We start from the raw sequence: 18,054 nt of genomic DNA on the forward strand, positions 1-18,054 counted from the left end.
AGGCAGGACGCCCCGCGCGCACCCGGCGCGCCGGTGCCGGCCAGGGAGTCCGCCGTGGCTCCGGGAGTGACTCGCATGACATCACCATCTCCTTCGCTGTTGCGCGCACGCAGCGCGGGCGCCTTGACGACCGGCGAACTCGCCCGGCGCGCGGCCCGCTCGCCCGACTACGGGGCCGAATGCGTGGCCCTGCGCCGGCTGGCGCGGGCGCTGGTCTCGTCCGATCTCGCGCTGCTGCAGTCGCTGGCCGATTCCGCGCTGCAATTGTGCGGCGCGGGCAGCGCCGGCATCAGCCTGCCCGAAGCCGGCGGCGACGGCATGCCGGCGCTGCGCTGGACCGCCACCGCCGGCCTCGGCGAGACCCTGGCCGGCCATGTGGTGCCGTGCGACGAGAGCCCGTCGGGCATCACGCTCGAACTGGGCAGCCCGCAATTGTTCGACCATCCGCAGCGGCATTTCTCCTGCCTGCCGGCGCTTGCGCCGGAGATGGTCGAAGAACTGGTGGTGCCGATCCCCGGCGACGGCGAGCCGTGGGGTACCATCTGGGTCGCGGCCCACGAGCCGGGGCGCTGTTTCGACGAGGAAGACTGCCGGCTGCTGGAGAGCCTGGCCAGTTTCGCCGGCGCGGTGCTGAGCATGTCGCGCAGCAAGGACGCCGCCATTGCCGAGGCGGCGCAGGCCAAGGCCGCGCGCGAGGCGCTGCAGTTGTCGGACACGCGCAAGGACGAGTTCCTCGCCATGCTCGGGCATGAACTGCGCAATCCCATCGCCGCCATCGACAGCGCGATCAAGGTCAGCCGCCGGCTCGCGACGGCGCAGCAGGCGGCCGCGGAAATGCTCGATATCGCCGAGCGCCAGATGCGCCAGCTCAAGCGGCTGACCGACGACCTGCTCGATGCCTCGCGCATCAAGCAGGGCAAGGTGCCGATCGTGCGCACCCACGCCAACATGCAGGACATCGTGGCGGACGCGCTGGCTGCGGTGGCGTCGGACATCGAGTGGCATGGCAACGTGCTCACCGCCTCGCTGCCCGATGCGCCGGTGACGGTGTACGCGGACGCGGCACGGCTCACGCAGGTGGTGACCAACCTCTTGTCCAACGCGATCAAGTACACGCCGCGCGGCGGCGCCATGGACCTGTCGGTGCAGGTCGAGCCGTCGCCGATGGGCGAGGCGGACGGCGCGCAGGCCGACGACGCCGGCGCCTTCGACATGCTGGTGATCACGGTCAAGGACAACGGCATCGGCATCGAGCCGGCCTACCTGCCCAATGTGCTGGACATGTTCAGCCAGTTCGCGGGCGACGCCCATGGCAGCGGGCTCGGCGTGGGCCTGGCCATCGTCAAGCGCATGGTCGAGCTGCATGGCGGCACGGTGACCGTGCACAGCGAAGGCAAGGGGCTCGGCACCGAAGTGCGGGCGCGGCTGCCGGTGGTGTGCGCGGGCGCGGCCGATGCCGCGGCGCAGCGGGCGGGGCTCGGCCCGCTGCGCATCCTGCTGGTCGACGACAACGCCGAGGGCCTGCGCGCGCTGGGCATGCTGCTCGAGCTCGACGGCCACGAAGTGCGGCTGGCCGCCAGCGGCGAGGACGCGCTCGCGATTGCCGCCGGCTTCACGCCCGACATCGCGCTGATCGACATCGGCCTGCCCGGCATCGACGGCTTCGAGCTGGCCCAGCGCCTGCGCCAGCTGCCGGGCTTCGAGTGCACGCGGCTGGTGGCGCTGAGCGGCTACGCGGCGCCGGCCGACCGCGCGCGCGGCGCGGCCGCGGGCTTCGATTTCCACCTTGCCAAGCCGCTTGCGATGGAGGCCCTGGCGGAGATCCTGGGCCGCGCCTGAGAGCGGCGCCGGCACTGGCGACGAGGCCGGCGCCGCGTGTAGGACACCGCCCCGGCTGAATCAGCCATTGCCCTACGGCAGTGCCGTTGCAGCCACCCCATACTGGAGGCACGCCAACACCACCCAACCAACACCTGCCGCCGATGCTTGCTTATCTCTTGCTCACCCTGGCAGGCCTCGGGGTCATCGTGATCGTCATCTACCTGACGAAATAATCCCGCGGCAGTGGGCCCGTATCGCCTTCGCATCGCCTTCGCATCGCCTCCGCCTGTCGGCGCCACCGCCCGCGGCCCCCACGCGCCCGTTTCCTCGCGCAAAAACACTTGCCCCGCCTGCCGCTTGCAGGCTAAGCTTCGTCTCGCTTTGTATGCAAAATATGGGCACAAAACAAAATCTGAAATCATTCAGGAGACAAGCGCGATGGATCTGGCGCAACAGTACATTCCCAATCTGCTCAATGGCCTCGAATGGTCCGGCTGCGCGCTGGCGATGAGCGGCTCGCTGCTGGTGGCGCTGCACAACAAGGCGTCGCGCTGGGGCTGGATCGCCTATCTCTGTTCCAACCTGGTATGGAGCGTGTTCGCGCTGGTGACGGGCACCTACGGGCTGTTCGTGCAGCAGCTGGGCTTTACCGCCACCAGCATCTACGGGCTATACCGCCACACCAGGTTCCACCGCGAGCAGGAGCGCCTGCACGGCGGGCAGGGCCATCCGGCCTGAGCCGGCTCACCACGCCAGCCAGGCCAGCGCGGGCACCAGCGCCGCCGGCATCACCAGCGCCCCCAGGCGCAGGAACTGCAGCGCGCCCACCTCGTGGCCTTCGCGCCGCAGGGCGGTCAGCCACAGCAGCGTGGCCAGCGAGCCCGTGACCGAAAGGTTGGGCCCGAGGTCGATGCCGACCAGCACCGCGCTGGCGACGTCCGTGCCGGCATGCCCCGCCGCCAGCGCGGACGAGGCGATCAGCCCGGCCGGCAGATTGTTGACCACGTTGGAGGCCAGCGCCACCACCGCGCCCGGCAGCCAGGTGCCGGCGGCGGGCGAGTGCTGCGCCAGCGCCTGCATCGTGGCCGCCAGCCGGGCGATCACGCCGGTCCGCTCGAGCCCGGCCACCAGCACGAACAAGCCTGCCACCAGCGGCAGCACGCCCCACGAGATCTCGCGCAGCGCCGGCACGCACAGGCCGGGCCGGCGCGCGCATACCAGCACCAGCGTGGCCACGCCGGCCAGGCAGGTCGGCCAGCCCAGTTCCGCGCCGAGCAGGGAAGCGGCCAGCAGCACCACGCCCATGGCGACGATGCCGGCCGCGGTGAGCCTGGCCTCGGGCGACAGCGGCGGCACCGGCACGTCGGCGGCGATGCGCTCGGCGAGCGCGTGGCGCTGCGTCCAGTACAAGGCGGCGAAGGTGGCGGCGATCGCCAGCGCGGACGGCAGCGCGAAGCGCGCCAGCCAGCCCGCCAGCGAGGGCATGTGCGCGCCGAACACCACCAGGTTGGCCGGGTTGGAAATCGGCAGCACGAAGCTGGCGGCATTGGCGATGAAGGCGCAGCCATACAGGTAGGGCAGCGGATGCCTGACCCGGGCGGCGCGCGTGGCCGCCAGCACGGCGGGCGTGAGCACCACCGCGGTGGCGTCGTTGGACATGAACACCGTGACCGCCGTGCCGATGCCGTAGACCAGCACGAACAGGCGCCGCGCCGAACCCCTGGCCCGGCGCACCGCCAGCGCCGCCACGTGGTCGAACAGCCCGGTCTTGCGGGCCAGCTCGGCCGCCAGCATCATGCCGCCGAGAAACAGGTACACATCGTAGCCGCGCGCCACCGCGGCCAGCGCGTCGGGCACGGCCAGCAGGCCGGTGGCGCACAGCAGCAGCGCGCCGGCCACGGCCCAGAAGGCCTCCGGCAGGCGGAACGGCCGCGTGATCACGCCGATGGTGGCCGCGGCGGCCACGGCCCAGATCAGCAGGCCGTGGTAGGGGGACAGGCTTGTCGGCATCGGGAGGCGGCCGCGCGGGCTCGGTATCGCCGGCCGCCATGTCGCGCGGCAGGCCGGGGGGTCAGGTGCTGGGCTGCGGTGCGCGCGGCGCGATGGCCGCGGGCGTGGCCGGCGAGGCGGCCTTGAGCGGGTCGGCGGGCGCGCCGGGCGCGGCCGCGCCGTCCTGTTCTGCATCGGCGGCGGGGTCCTGGGCTTGCCCCGGCGGCGGGAAGCCGAGCGAGGCGATGCCGTGGCTGCCGTCGGCGTATTCCGGATAGAGCCAGTCGTCGCCGCTGTGCACGAGGTCCGCGGGCGTGGCGAGCGCTTCCTCGGGCTGGCCGGCGAGGCGGCCTTCCATGTACGAGGCCCAGATCGGCAAGGCCGTGGTGGCGCCGAATTCGTGGCGGCCCAGCGTGCGGTTGTCGTCGAAGCCCATCCACGCCACCGTGACGACGCCGGCCGCGTAGCCGGCGAACCAGCCGTCCACCGAGTCGTTGGTGGTGCCGGTCTTGCCCGCCACGTCGGCGCGGCGCAGGTAGCGCTGCAGCCCGGCGCCGGTGCCGCTGGTCACCACGCTGTGCAGCAGGTTGTTCATGACGTAGGCATTGCGCGCGGGAATCACGCGGCTCGGCCGCGGTTCGCTGGCCGCGCTGAACAGGACGTTGCCGGCGCCGTCGCTGATGCGGTCGATCAGGTAGGGCTCGGTGCGGTAGCCCTCGCTGGCGAACACGCCGTAGGCGGCGGCCAGCCGCAGCGGCGTGGTGGTGCCGGTGCCCAGCGCCATCGGCAGGTAGCGCGGCAACTGCTGCTCGGAGAAGCCGAACTTGCCGGCGTAGTCCACCGCGTACGGAATGCCGATGGCCTGCAGCGTGCGGATGGCCGGCAGGTTGCGCGACTCGGCCAGCGCCTGGCGCAGGCTCACCGCGCCGAGGAACTTGCCGTCGTCGTTGCCCGGCTGCCAGCGCGACGACGCATCGAGCGGCGCGTCGTTGATCACCGTGTTGGACGACAGGCCGCGCTCGAGCGCGGCCGAATAGATGAAGGGCTTGAAGGTCGAGCCCGGCTGGCGCTCGGCCTGGGTGGCGTGGTTGAAGCGGCTGGTGCCGAAGTCGGCCCCGCCGATCATGGCCTCGATGGCGCCGGTCTTGCTGTCGAGCGAGACCAGCGCGGCCTGCGGCGGCTGCGCGCCGGCGTGGCGCCGGCCGTACTGCTCGAGGCCGGCGTGCACGGCCTCGTAGGCCAGGCTCTGCCGCACCGACGACACCGTGGTGTAGACGTTCAGCCCGCGCGTGTAGGCCTCGTCGCCGAAGCGCTCGTAGGCGAGCTGGCGCGCCAGCTCGGCCACGTATTCGGCATGGCCGTCGAAGCGGCCGTTGCGCCCGCCCGTCACCTGCAGGGTTTCCTGGCGGGCCGCCTGGTATTGCTCGTGCGTGATCATGCCCAGCGCCTGCATGCGCCCGAGCACGTATTGCTGGCGCAGCTTGGCGCGCTGGAAGTTGGCCACCGGGTTCATGGTCGAGGGCGCCTTGGGCAGGCCCGCGAGCATCGCCGTCTCGGCCAGCGAGAGCGCGTCCAGCGGCTTGCCGAAATACGCCTGCGCGGCGCTGCCGAAGCCATACGCGTGCTCGCCCAGGTAGACCTGGTTCATGTACAGCTCGAGGATGCGGTCCTTGGGCAGCGAGTGGTCGATCTTCCAGGCCAGCAGGATTTCATACCACTTGCGCGACAGCGTCTTCTCGCGCGAGAGGTAGAAGTTGCGCGCCACCTGCATGGTGATGGTGGAGGCGCCCTGCGCGTAGCCTTCGCCGATATTGGCCAGCGCGGCGCGCACGATGCCGGGGATGTCCACGCCGGCATGCTCGTAGAACTGGTCGTCCTCGGCCGCCAGCAGGGCGTTGGACATCTGGCGCGGCATGCGCTCGAGCGGGACGAACTCGCGGTGCTCGTTGCCGAATTCGCCGATCAGGACGTTGTCGCTGGTGAAGATGCGCAGCGGCAGGTCGGGGCGATAATCGCGCAGCGCGGCGACGTCGGGAAGCTGGCGCAGGCTCACCACGGCGGCGAACCCGGCAAGCAGGGCGGAGGCGGCGGCCAGCGCCAAAGTGGCGATGGCTGCCTTTGCAACGACTCTTTTCATGCGCGCATTCTACCTTGGCGCCCATGCCGGCATGCCGCGCGGATCGGGGGCGGGGAGGTCGTTGCCGCCCGCCATCTCCTCGTCCGGCGCCGCGGCCCGCGGCCGCGCCGGCGCCGGCTGCCCGCCCGGCAGGCCCACCTGCTGGGCGAACGCGGCCAGCGCGCGCCAGGTGTCCGGCCGCTCGATGATGGTGAAGTGATCGGTGCCGGGCATGGTCTGCTGCGCCACCGGCATCGGCCACGCGGCCATCAGGCGCTCCGAGCATTCGTGCGGCACCACGTCGTCGCGCTCGGCCAGCAGCACCTTGGTGCTCTGCACCACCTTCTTGCAGTGGGAGATGGAGTCGAAGTGATGGCGCATCAGTTGCCGCAGCGGCACCAGCGGAAAGCGCTTGCGCACGATCTCCAGCAGCGAGTCGTACGGCGTGATCAGTTGCAGGCTTTCGAAATCCTGCAGGTCGGCCAGCTGGATGGCCACGCCGGTGCCCAGGCTGCGCCCGACCACGTGCACGCGCGTGCCCGGGAAGACGCGGCGCAGGTGCAGCAGGAACTGGCTGGCGTCGGCCACGGCGGCGGCCTCGGACGGCGCGCCGTCCGAATGGCCCACGCCGCGGTAATCCATGGTGGCAAAGCCCACCCGCGGCGGCAGCCAGGCAAGGTACTGCATGGTGACCAGCACGTCCTCGCCGCGCCCCGGCAGGTAGAACAGCAGGTCGCGCACGCCTTCTTGCGCGCCGCCGGCGCCACCCGCCGGCGGCGCCCGGTCGCCGTCCGGCGCCGGTGGCGCACCGTACACATAGCCGCGCAGCAGGCCGCCCGGCACCTCGTGCGAATAGGCGGCGACGCCGGCGGGCAGCTCGCGCGGCGGCCGGCGGCGGGCGTCGAACAGCAGCCGGCCCTGGTTCAGCGTGAGGTAGGTCCAGTAGAAGGTGAAGCCGCCCGCCGTGAGCAGGGCGGCGGCGAGCGTCTTGCGGGGAAAGGATGACGGCATGCTCGGTTCGCGAAATTGTCCGGCGCGGCCGGAGGCGGCGGCGCGGAGCCCCGGGGATGTTCTCCCGCGGCCACGGCTTCGACCCGGCCGGGCGCCAGCAAGTTCTTCCACTTCTTGTTCTTCTTGTACGATACGGCCCACATCAACGGCGGCCCGTGCGGCCGCGCACGGAGCCAAGCACATGAGCGAACAGAACGATCCGGCCCGGGCCGGCCAGAACCGCGCCGAAGAAGCCCAGGCGATGGAGCGCGTGGTCAGCGCCACGCGGCAGGTGCAGGTGGCCTTCACGGCGCTGCAAGGGCAGTTCCCGCCACAGGGCGCCGGCACCCCGTCCAAGATGGCGCTGACCACCTTCGACGCCGCGCTGCAGGCGCTGGAAGACGCGCAGGCCGCGTTCGACGACCTGCTCAACGGCCTGCTCGACGGCAAGCGCTGAGCCGGGCGCGGCGCTCACGTCCGCGTGGCGTTTCCCGCTCAGTTTTTCGGGTATGACGCCACTTCGATCAGGTTGCCGTCCGGATCGCGGCAATAGACCGAGGTCATCGGCCCGAGCGCGCCGCTGCGCTGCACCGGGCCGGCCTCGATCGGCACGTGGTGCGCCAGCCAGTGCGCGACCACGCTTTCCGGCGAATTGTGCGTGATGAAGCAGAGATCGTCGCTGCCGGCGGTGGGATGCACGCCGGTGAACCACGCCACGGTGTCGGTGCCGAGCGGGCGCAGGTTGATCTTCTGCTGGCCGAAGCGGACCGAGACCCGCTTGCCGGTGCGCGAGTCGAAATCCTCGCGCGTCATGCCGAGCACGCTCTCATACCATGCGGCGCTGGCCTCGACGTCCTTCACGTTGAGGACGATGTGGTCGAAGCGGTCTATCACGATGCTCATCATGTGCCTTTCGAAAGCGCGCGCGCCACAGGCGCGGCGGTAGCGGGGAAAGCGCTTACTTTACACCGGCCCCGCGGCGGGCGCCGGCGCGCTGGCCCGGCGCCCGCCGCTTGTGATAAGGTTTCGCGGCAAGGTCGCCATGCCGCCGCCACACCGCGCATCGAGACGGCCGACCCGGCCCGACCGGGATCCATAACAGGAGACCAGCCGTCATGAGCAGCCCGCTTGCCCGCCACGCCGCGGCACCCCCCGACGACCCGGAGCGCCTCTGCCTGCTTGCCCGCGCGCACGCGCGCTCGCTCGCCTTCGGGCTCGAAGCCGCCCACGCGGGGGATTTCCACCCGCTGCCGCAGGGCGCGCTGCACGAACTGGTCGACGCCAGCCAGGTGCTCTACAAGCATGCGCTGCCGGTGATGGAAACCCTGCACGCGCAGATCGCCGGCACCGAAAGCATGGTGCTGCTCACCGACAGCGGCGGCGTGATCCTGCACAGCCTGGGCGACAGCGATTTCGCCGACCGCGCGCGGCGCGTGGCGCTGGCGCCCGGCGTGTCGTGGGCGGAGTCGAGCAAGGGCACCAACGCCATCGGCACCGCGCTGGCCGAAGCGCGCCCGGCCGTGGTCCACGCCGACGAGCACTTCCTGCGCGCCAACCGGCTGCTGACCTGCTCGTGCGCGCCCATCGCCGGGCCCTACGGCGAGATCCTCGGCGCGCTCGACGTCAGCGGCGATCACCGCGGCTTTCACAAGCACACCATGGCGCTGGTGCGGATGTCGGCGCAGATGATCGAGAACCACCTGTTCGCCACGCATTTCACCGAAGGCGCGCTGGTGCGCTTCCACGCCAGGCCGGAATTCGTCGGCACGCTGTTCGAGGGCATGGCCGCGTTCGCGCCCGACGGCACCTTTCTCGCGGCCAACCGCAGCGGGCTGTTCCAGCTCGGGCTGTCGCCCGGCTCGCTGGACCGGCAGAGCTTCGCCGCGCTGTTCGGCATGCCGCTGGGCGCCGCGCTGCAACAAGGCGGCGAGGCCGGCGGCCAGCTGCTCACGCTCACGCTGCCCAGCCGCGTGCATGTATTCGCGCGCACCGCGCCGCTGCAGCCCGCGCGCCGCGCGGCACCCGCGGCGGCGCCGCCCCGCCATGCCTCGCCGCTGGCAGAGCTGGACACCGGCGACGCCCGCATGGCCGCCGTGCTGCAGCGCGTGGACAAGGTGCGCGGGCGCGATATCCCGATCCTCATCCTCGGCCGCACCGGCACCGGCAAGGAGTGGCTGGCGCGCGCCATCCACCGCGCCTCCCCGCGCGGCGACGCGCCGTTCGTGGCGGTCAACTGCGCCTCGATACCCGAATCGCTGATCGAGGCGGAACTGTTCGGCTACGAGGACGGCGCCTTCACCGGCGCGCGCCGGCGCGGCAGTCCCGGCAAGCTGGCGCAGGCGCATGGCGGCACCTTGTTCCTCGACGAGATCGGCGACATGCCGCTGGCGCAGCAGGTGCGGCTGATGCGCGTACTGCAGGAGCGCGCGGTCACCCCGCTGGGCGCGGCGCGCGCGCTGCCGGTGGACCTGCGCATCATCTGCGCCACCCACCGCGACCTGCGCGCGATGATCGCCGACGGCACTTTCCGCGAAGACCTCTACTACCGCATCAACGCGCTGGCGGTCACGCTGCCCGCGCTGCGCGAGCGCACCGACCACGCGGCGCTGGTCGAGCGCATCCTGGCGCAGCAGCTCGCGCAGGCCGAGCCGGGCGGCGGCGCCCGCCCGCGGCGCGTGTCGGCCGAGGCGATGGCGTGTTTCCTGCGCCATCCCTGGCCCGGCAACCTGCGGCAGATGGTCAACGTGCTGCGCACCGCGGCGATCATGGCCGAAGGCGAGGACGAGATCGGGCTGGCGCATCTGCCCGAGGACTTCTTCGAAGAGCTGGACGGCGCGATGGCCGCCCGGGACACCGCGGCCACGCCGGCCGCCGCGGCGCCGCTGCGCGATGCCGCGGCGGGCCTGATCCGGCAGGCGCTGGCGCGGCACGCGGGCAACGTCAGCCTGGCCGCGCGCGAGCTTGGCGTTTCCCGCAACACGATCTACCGGCGCCTGAGGAAAGGCGACTGAGGAACCGGGCGGCGGAGGGGAGGAAAGGGCGAAAGGGCAGGGGAAGCGGCGCCCGGGCTCAGCCCGCCGGATCGTGCCGCGCCAGCCGCGCCGCCTCCTCGTCGCTGAACAGTTCCGAGCGCGTCAGGAAGCGCAGGCCGGTCGGCCCTTCCAGCGAGAACATGCCGCCCGAGCCGGGCACCACGTCGATCACCAGCCGCGTGTGCTGCCAGTACTCGAACTGCGCGCGCGTCATGTAGAACGGCGTGCCGCCGATCTCGCCCAGGCGGACGTCGGCCTCGCCGATGATCAGCTCGCCGGCCGGGTAGCACATCGGCGCGCTGCCGTCGCAGCAGCCGCCGGACTGGTGGAACATCAGTTCGCCGTGCTGCGCGCGCAGGCGCTCGATCAGCGCCAGCGCGGCAGGCGTGGCGATCACGCGCTGCACGGCGCCGGCGGGTGTGGTGTCGGACATTTGGGGGCGCTCCTTGCGAGAGGTTCAGCTTCCCGCGAAATCCATCACCACGCGGCCTTCGATATCGCCGGCGCGCATGCGCGCGAAGATATCGTTGATCTTCTCCAGCGGCGCGGTGGAAACCGTGGCCTTGACCGCGCCGTGCGCGGCGAAGTCCAGCGATTCCTGCAGGTCGCTGCGGGTGCCGACGATGGAGCCGCGGATGGTGATGCCCTTGAGCACCACGTCGAAGATCGGCGTGGGGAAGTCGCCCGGCGGCAGGCCGTTGAGCGCGATGGTGCCGCCGCGCCGCACCATGCCGATGGCCTGGCCGAATGCCTTGGGCGAGACCGCGGTGACCAGCGCGCCGTGCGCGCCGCCGATTTCCTTCTGCAGGTAGGCCACCGGGTCGGTGGTGCGCGCGTTGACGGTGACTTCGGCGCCGAGCTTGCGGGCCAGCTCGAGCTTCTTGTCGTCGATGTCCACGGCCGCCACGCGCATGCCCATGGCGCGCGCGTACTGCACGGCCACGTGGCCGAGGCCGCCGATGCCGGAGATCGCCACCCATTGCCCCGGGCGCGTGTCGGTGACCTTGAGGCCCTTGTAGACCGTCACGCCGGCGCACAGGATCGGCGCGATCTCGACGAAGCCCACGCTGTCGGGCAGCAGGCCCACGTAGTTGGGATCGGCCACCACGTATTCGCCATAACCGCCGTTGACGGAATAGCCGGTGTTCTGCTGCTTCTCGCACAGGGTTTCCCAGCCCTGCAGGCAATGCTCGCAATAGCCGCAGGCGCTGTACAGCCACGGCACGCCGACACGGTCGCCTTCTTTCACGCGCGTGACGCCGGCGCCCACGGCGGAGACGTAGCCCACGCCTTCGTGGCCGGGAATGAAGGGCAGGGTGGGCTTGACGGGCCAGTCGCCCTCGGCGGCGTGCAGGTCGGTGTGGCAGACCCCGGAGGCGGCGATCTTGACCTGGATCTGGCCGCGCCCGGGCTCGGGCACGGGGACCTCGTCGATCGTGAGCGGGGCGCCGAATTCGCGCACCACGGCGGCTTTCATCATTGCTGTCATGTGTCGACTCCTGATGCTGATTCAGTTGGCGGAGGCGCCCGCCGCGCGGCGGGCGCGATTCCGATCATGCGCGTGCGGGCCGCCCTGCACCAGCGGCCCGCGCGCGCATGTTTGCGCTGGATCAAAAGAAGCCGAGAGCGTTGGGGCTGTAGCTCACCAGCAGGTTCTTGGTCTGCTGGTAGTGGTCCAGCATCATGCGGTGGTTCTCCCGTCCGATGCCGGATTGCTTGTAGCCGCCGAACGCCGCGTGCGCCGGATACGCGTGGTAGCAGTTGGTCCACACGCGTCCGGCCTGGATGCCGCGGCCCATGCGGAACGCGCGCGCGCCGTCGCGGCTCCACACGCCGGCGCCGAGGCCGTAGAGCGTGTCGTTGGCGATCTCCAGCGCCTCGTCCTCGTCCTTGAAGGTGGTCACCGAGACCACCGGGCCGAAGATCTCTTCCTGGAAGATGCGCATCTTGTTGTGGCCGGCGAAGACCGTGGGCTTGACGTAGTAGCCGGTGGACAGGTCGCCGCCCAGCGCGTTGCGCTCGCCGCCGATCAGGCATTGCGCGCCTTCCTGCTTGCCCAGGTCGAGGTACGAGAGGATCTTCTCCAGTTGCTCCTGCGACGCCTGCGCGCCGATCATGGTGGCCTTGTCGAGCGGGTGGCCCTGCTTGATCGCCGCCACGCGCTTGAGCGCGCGCTCCATGAAGCGTTCGTAGATGGATTCCTGGATCAGCGCGCGCGACGGGCAGGTGCAGACTTCGCCCTGGTTCAGCGCGAACATGGCGAAGCCTTCCAGCGCCTTGTCGAAGAAGGCGTCGTCGGCGGCCATCACGTCTTCGAAGAAGATGTTGGGCGACTTGCCGCCCAGCTCCAGCGTCACCGGGATGATGTTCTGCGAGGCGTACTGCATGATCAGCCGCCCGGTGGTGGTCTCGCCGGTGAAGGCGATCTTGTTGATGCGCGGGCTGGACGCGAGCGGCTTGCCCGCCTCCAGGCCGAAGCCGTTGACCACGTTGAGCACGCCCGGCGGCAGCAGGTCGCCGATCAGCTCCATCAGCACCAGGATCGAGGCCGGGGTCTGCTCGGCCGGCTTGAGCACCACGCAGTTGCCGGCGGCCAGCGCCGGCGCGAGCTTCCAGGTGGCCATCAGCAGCGGGAAGTTCCACGGGATGATCTGGCCGACCACGCCCAGCGGCTCGTGGAAGTGATAGGCCACGGTGTCGTGGTCGATCTCGGAAATGCCGCCTTCCTGCGCGCGGATGCAGCCGGCGAAGTAGCGGAAGTGGTCCACCGCCAGCGGCAGGTCGGCCGCGGTGGTCTCGCGGATGGGCTTGCCGTTGTCGATGGTCTCGGCCACCGCCAGCGTGACGAGGTTGGCCTCGATGCGGTCGGCGATGCGGTTGAGGATGTTGGCGCGCTCGGTGGCGGAGGTGCGGCCCCAGGCCGCCTTGGCGCGGTGGGCGGCGTCGAGCGCGGCGTCGATGTCCTTCTGGTTGGAGCGCGGCACGCGCGTGAACGGCTTGCCGGTGACCGGCGTGATCGCTTCGAAGTACTGGCCGTCGACCGGGGCCACCCAGGCGCCGCCGATGTAGTTCTCGTACTGGTCCTTGTAGGGATTCGCAACGCCCAGCTGGGCGATTTCCGCCATGTCCATGTCTCGCTCCGTTCTTTGGTGTGGTCCGCTGTCGGGCGACAGCCGCCGTGCGGCGAGGCCGCGCGCACGCTGCCATATCCGCAAGAGGCATGCCCGCCGCATGCTGCGGCGCGGCAGCGGCATCGCGGCGGCACGGGGCGCGCAAACACGGGCGCGCGGCGGCGCGCGCCGGGCGGCACGGCGCGCACCGGTGTGCCAATCTGGAACAGCGTGTGCCAGCGTGGCACGCCAGCGGCACAACGGGAAGGACTAGCTGCCGCTGGCGTGGATCAGGAATTCGCGCAGCGCGTCGGCCGGCTTGTCGAGCGTGCGGCCGGGCTGCCACAGCAGGCCGACCTCCATGTCGGGCACGCCGTCGGCGATCGGCCGCGCCTCGATCTGGCGGCCTTCGAGCGACCACGGCCGGTACACCATGTCGGACAGCACGGTCACGCCGAAGCCGTGCGCCACCAGCCCGCGCAGCGCCTCCATCGAACTGGTGCGGAACGCGACCGACGGCGCCAGCCGCCTGCCGCGCCAGTAGCGCATGGTGGCGCGCTCGCTTTCGTCGACGGTGATCAGGATGTAAGGATGGGCCGCGATGTCCTTGAGCGTCAGGCGCGGCAGCGCCAGCAGCGGATGCGAGGGCGAGGCCCACAGCTGCCGCCGCGAGCGGATCAGCGTGTGGTGGGCGAAGCGCTGCAGCTTCTCGATATTGGACAGCAGGCAGATGCCCAGTTCGATGTCGCCGCTCAGCACGCCCTGCTCGATGCCCTCGCGGTCCATGTCGTGCAGGTCGAAGTCGATGTCCGGGTAGTTGGTGCGAAAGCGCGCCAGCAGCCCCGGCAGCAGGTAGCCCAGCACGGTGTAGGACGCCGCCAGCCGCACCTTGCCGCGCAGGTTGTGGGCCTGGAAGCGCGGCTCGCGCAGGGTGTCCTCCACCGCGTCCAGGATCTCGCGCGCGCGCCGGTAGAGGCGGTGGCCTTCGGCGGTCAGCGTCACGCCGTGCGGCAGGCGGTCGAACAGGCGCACGCCGAGCTGCTGCTCCAGCACCAGCACCGCGTTGGTGATGGCCGATTGCGACACGTGCTGGGCGGTGGCCGCCATCGAGAACTGTCCGGTCTCGGCCGCCGCGGCGAAGTAGCGGAACTGCCGCAGCGTGATTTCCTTGGCAAGGCGCGGCGCGCTGTCTTGTCTGCTGGTGCGTCGGTTCGGCATGGGGCGTTCCTGGGCGGCTACAGGGTAAACGCTTGCTATCCGTTTAGCGCATACCTGTTCTCTGAATTCTTGATTTTACGATATCGGACGGCCTTCCTACACTCAGCGCAGCCCCACAGAGCGCACACGGAGACAGCATCGATGAATGCACCCCTATCCCCCGCCCAGCAAGCCGAGCTGGCCTCCCTGGAAACGGTTTCGCTTGACGACAAGTACACGCTGGAGAAGGGCAGGGTTTACCTGAGCGGCACCCAGGCGCTGGTGCGCCTGCCCATGCTGCAGAAGGCGCGCGACCGCGCCGCCGGCCTCAACACCGCCGGCTTCATTTCCGGCTACCGCGGCTCGCCGCTGGGCGGCGTGGACCAGGCGCTGTGGAAAGCCAAGCGACACCTGGCCGCCAGCGACGTGGTGTTCCAGCCCGGCGTCAACGAAGACCTGGCCGCCACCGCGGTGTGGGGCTCGCAGCAGGTCAACCTGTTCCCCGGCGCCACCCGCGACGGCGTGTTCGCCATGTGGTACGGCAAGGGCCCGGGCGTGGACCGCTCCATCGACGTGCTCAAGCACGCCAACTCGGCCGGCTCGTCCAGGCACGGCGGCGTGCTGCTGCTGGCCGGCGACGACCACGCGGCCAAGTCGTCCACCGTGGCGCACCAGTCCGAGCACGTGCTGATGGCCTCCGGCATCCCGGTGCTGTACCCGTCCGACGTGCAGGAATACCTCGACTACGGCCTGCACGGCTGGGCCATGAGCCGCTACTCCGGCCTGTGGGTGTCGATGAAATGCGTGACCGACGTGGTGGAGTCCAACGCCTCGGTGGAGATCGACCCGGACCGCGTGCGGATCCGGCTGCCGGAGGACTTCGCCATGCCGCCGGACGGCCTCAACATCCGCTGGCCCGACCCGCCGCTGGTGCAGGAAGCGCGCCTGCTGGACCACAAGTGGTACGCGGCGCTGGCCTACGTGCGCGCCAACAAGCTCAACCGCGTGGTGCTCGATTCGCCCGATGCGCGCTTCGGCATCATGACCGCCGGCAAGGCCTACCTCGACGTGCGCCAGGCGCTGGCCGACCTGGGCCTGGACGACGACACCTGCCGCCGCATCGGCATCCGCGTGCTCAAGGTGGGCTGCGTGTGGCCGCTCGACGCGCAGGACGCGCGCGAGTTCGCCACCGGCCTGGAAGAAATCCTGGTGGTGGAGGAGAAGCGCCAGATCCTCGAATACGCGCTCAAGGAAGAACTCTACAACTGGCGCGAGGACGTGCGCCCCAAGGTCTACGGCAAATTCGACGAGCGCGGCAACCACGGCGGCGAATGGTCGGTGCCGCGCGGCAACTGGCTGCTGCCCGCGCACTATGAGCTGTCGCCGGCGCTGATCGCCAAGGCCATCGCCACCCGCCTGGAAAAGACCGCGCTGCCGGCCGACGTGCGCGCGCGCATCGCCGCGCGCGTGGCGCTGATCGAGGCCAAGGAGCGCGAGGCCGCGCGCCCGCGCATCGCGGTGGAGCGCAAGCCGTGGTTCTGCTCGGGCTGCCCGCACAACACCTCCACCCGCGTGCCCGAGGGCTCGCGCGCGATGGCCGGCATCGGCTGCCACTACATGACGCTGTGGATGGACCGCAATACCGACACCTTCAGCCAGATGGGCGGCGAAGGCGTGGCGTGGACCGGGCAGATGCACTTCACCGGCGAGAAGCACGTGTTCGTCAACCTCGGCGACGGCACCTACTTCCACTCCGGCCTGCTGGCCGTGCGCGCGTCGATCGCGGCCAGGGCCAACATCACCTACAAGATCCTGTTCAACGACGCCGTGGCCATGACCGGCGGGCAGCCCGTCGACGGCGTGCTGACGGTGCCGCAGATCGCCCACCAGGTGCTGGCCGAAGGCGCCAGCAAGATCGTGGTGGTGACCGACGAGCCGGAGAAGTACGGCGACGGCGGCATGCTGCCCGGCGGCGTGGCCGTGCATCACCGCGACCGGCTCGACGAGATCCAGCTGCAGCTGCGCGACACCGCCGGCGTCACCGTGCTGATCTACGACCAGACCTGCGCCACCGAGAAGCGCCGCCGCCGCAAGCGCGGCACCTATCCGGACCCGGCCCGGCGCGCCTTCATCAACGACGCGGTGTGCGAAGGCTGCGGAGACTGCTCGGTGAAGTCCAACTGCCTGTCGGTGGAGCCGCTGGAAACGCCGCTCGGCACCAAGCGCAAGATCAACCAGTCGTCGTGCAACAAGGACTTCTCCTGCGTCAACGGCTTTTGCCCGAGCTTCGTCACCGCCGAAGGCGCGCAGCTCAAGAAGCCGGCCGCCGCGGGCGGCAAGGGCGCCGGCGCCGATTTCTCCGCGCTGCCGCAGCCCGCGCTGCCGGCGCTGGAACGCGCCTACGGCGTGCTGGTGACCGGCGTGGGCGGCACCGGCGTGGTCACCATCGGCGGCCTGCTCGGCATGGCGGCGCACCTGGAAAACAAGGGCGTGACCGTGCTCGACATGGCGGGCCTGGCGCAGAAGGGCGGCGCCGTGATCAGCCACGTGCAGATCGCGCCCACGCCGGCCGCGCTGCACGCTACCCGCATCGCCATGGGCGAGGCGCGGCTGGTGATCGGCTGCGACGCCATCGTCTCGGCCTCGCCCGAGGTCCTGTCCAAGACCCGCACCGGCGTGACGGCGGCCGCCATCAACAGCGCCAACACGCCCACCGCGGAATTCATCCACAACCCGAAGTGGAAATTCCCCGGCGCCTCGGCCGAGCAGGACCTGCGCGCCAGCGTGGGCGACGCCTGCGCCTTCATCGACGCCAACGCCTGGGCCGTCACGCTGCTGGCCGACTCGATCTACTCCAACCCGCTGCTGCTCGGCTTTGCCTGGCAGAAAGGCTGGATCCCGCTGCGCCGCGAGAGCCTGGCGCGCGCGATCGAGCTCAACGGCGTGGCGGTGGAGAAGAACCTGCTCGCGTTCGACTGGGGCCGCTACCTCGCCCATCACGGCGAAGCCGCGCTGAGCGCCCGGCTCCAGCCGGCCGCGCGCGCGCAGGTGGTGGCGATGCCGGAAACGCTCGACAGCGTGATCCGCCAGCGCGAGGCGCTGCTCACCGCCTACCAGAACGCCGCCTACGCCGCCCGCTACGGCGCCGTGGTGGAACGCGTGCGCAATGCCGAGAAGGCGCTCGGCGCCGGCACCCGCCTGCCGCTGACCGAAGCGGTGGCGCGCAACCTCGCCAGGCTGATGGCCTACAAGGACGAATACGAGGTCGCGCGCCTGTACGCCGACCCCGCGTTCCTCGACAAGCTGCGCGCCCAGTTCGAAGGCGAGCCCGGCCGCGACTACCAGCTCGGCTTCCACCTCGCGCCGCCGCTGCTGGCCAGGCGCGATGCGAGGGGCCATCTGGTCAAGCGCCGCTTCGGCCCGGCCATGCTCGGCGCGTTCCGTCTGCTGGCGCGCGCCCGCGGCTTGCGCGGCACCGCGTTCGACGTGTTCGGCAAGACCGCCGAGCGGCGCGCCGAGCGCAAGCTGATCGAGGATTACATCGCGATGGTGGAAGAGTTCTGCGCCACGCTGGACGCCGCGCGGCTCGACACGGCCGTGGCGCTGGCCGGCCTGCCGGACGACATCCGCGGCTTCGGGCACGTCAAGGAAGCCAATATGGAGAAGGCGGCGGCGCGGCGCGCGCAGTTGCTGGCGCAATACCGGGAGGGCGGGGCGCGGGTGGCGGCTTGAGGGCTGGCTCGGGCGGTGTGGGCGCAGCCAGGGCTTTGTTCATTGCCCGGGTTTGCTCCCCTCTCCC

At 70.9% G+C, this 18,054-nt stretch carries 13 protein-coding genes; 5 read left to right on the plus strand and 8 right to left on the minus strand.

The genetic code is table 11. From position 1 onward, the window contains the following. Positions 1-75: 75 nt before the first annotated feature. A complete protein-coding gene (locus tag ACKI2N_RS22960) occupies positions 76-1,839 on the plus strand; it encodes an ATP-binding protein (RefSeq protein WP_420993051.1) in 1,764 nt (587 codons plus the stop codon). Between the two features lie 420 nt (positions 1,840-2,259). Further along, positions 2,260-2,559, plus strand: coding sequence for a nicotinamide mononucleotide transporter (locus ACKI2N_RS22965; RefSeq protein ID WP_420993052.1), 300 nt, complete (start codon positions 2,260-2,262; stop codon positions 2,557-2,559). Between the two features lie 6 nt (positions 2,560-2,565). Here ACKI2N_RS22965 and ACKI2N_RS22970 read toward each other — a convergent pair whose 3' ends face one another. The 3 genes from ACKI2N_RS22970 to ACKI2N_RS22980 form a co-directional block, all read right to left on the minus strand. After that, complete coding sequence (locus ACKI2N_RS22970; protein ID WP_420993053.1) at positions 2,566-3,831, minus strand: arsenic transporter; 1,266 nt, start codon at positions 3,829-3,831, stop codon at positions 2,566-2,568. 61 nt (positions 3,832-3,892) lie between these two features. Next, the gene (locus tag ACKI2N_RS22975; protein ID WP_420993054.1) at positions 3,893-5,947 is read right to left on the minus strand and encodes a penicillin-binding protein 1A; all 2,055 of its coding nucleotides are present in this window, start codon (positions 5,945-5,947) and stop codon (positions 3,893-3,895) included. Between the two features lie 9 nt (positions 5,948-5,956). Next, positions 5,957-6,937 (minus strand): alpha/beta hydrolase, encoded by a 981-nt coding sequence (locus ACKI2N_RS22980; RefSeq protein ID WP_420993055.1) that lies wholly within the window; start codon positions 6,935-6,937, stop codon positions 5,957-5,959. 181 nt (positions 6,938-7,118) lie between these two features. Between ACKI2N_RS22980 and ACKI2N_RS22985 the strand changes: the two genes are divergently transcribed. Then, on the plus strand, positions 7,119-7,373 hold the full coding sequence (locus ACKI2N_RS22985) for a hypothetical protein (RefSeq protein WP_420993056.1): 255 nt from the start codon (positions 7,119-7,121) through the stop codon (positions 7,371-7,373). Positions 7,374-7,411: 38 nt separating this feature from the next. On the opposite strand, the gene ACKI2N_RS22990 is transcribed toward ACKI2N_RS22985, so the two are convergent. Beyond that, positions 7,412-7,819, minus strand: a complete 408-nt coding sequence (locus ACKI2N_RS22990; protein WP_420993192.1) for a VOC family protein — start codon at positions 7,817-7,819, stop codon at positions 7,412-7,414. 212 nt (positions 7,820-8,031) lie between these two features. Between ACKI2N_RS22990 and ACKI2N_RS22995 the strand changes: the two genes are divergently transcribed. Beyond that, positions 8,032-9,927 (plus strand): sigma-54-dependent Fis family transcriptional regulator, encoded by a 1,896-nt coding sequence (locus ACKI2N_RS22995; protein ID WP_420993057.1) that lies wholly within the window; start codon positions 8,032-8,034, stop codon positions 9,925-9,927. Positions 9,928-9,985: 58 nt separating this feature from the next. Here the strand turns inward: ACKI2N_RS22995 and ACKI2N_RS23000 are convergent, their stop codons facing one another. The 4 genes from ACKI2N_RS23000 to ACKI2N_RS23015 form a co-directional block, all read right to left on the minus strand. Continuing rightward, positions 9,986-10,381, minus strand: a complete 396-nt coding sequence (locus tag ACKI2N_RS23000) for a DUF779 domain-containing protein (protein ID WP_420993058.1) — start codon at positions 10,379-10,381, stop codon at positions 9,986-9,988. Positions 10,382-10,405: 24 nt separating this feature from the next. Beyond that, entirely contained in the window at positions 10,406-11,437 is a 1,032-nt protein-coding gene (adhP, locus tag ACKI2N_RS23005; protein ID WP_420993059.1) for an alcohol dehydrogenase AdhP, read from the minus strand. A gap of 121 nt (positions 11,438-11,558) precedes the next feature. After that, on the minus strand, positions 11,559-13,079 hold the full coding sequence (gene adh / locus ACKI2N_RS23010) for an aldehyde dehydrogenase (RefSeq protein WP_420993060.1): 1,521 nt from the start codon (positions 13,077-13,079) through the stop codon (positions 11,559-11,561). Positions 13,080-13,328: 249 nt separating this feature from the next. Beyond that, positions 13,329-14,276, minus strand: coding sequence for a LysR family transcriptional regulator (locus ACKI2N_RS23015; protein ID WP_420993061.1), 948 nt, complete (start codon positions 14,274-14,276; stop codon positions 13,329-13,331). 141 nt (positions 14,277-14,417) lie between these two features. Between ACKI2N_RS23015 and ACKI2N_RS23020 the strand changes: the two genes are divergently transcribed. Continuing rightward, positions 14,418-17,987: an indolepyruvate ferredoxin oxidoreductase family protein gene (locus ACKI2N_RS23020; RefSeq protein WP_420993062.1), complete on the plus strand. Its 3,570-nt coding sequence runs from the start codon at positions 14,418-14,420 to the stop codon at positions 17,985-17,987. Positions 17,988-18,054: the final 67 nt, after the last annotated feature.

This window comes from Cupriavidus sp. 30B13, from assembly GCF_049059565.2.
Lineage (GTDB): Bacteria > Pseudomonadota > Gammaproteobacteria > Burkholderiales > Burkholderiaceae > Cupriavidus.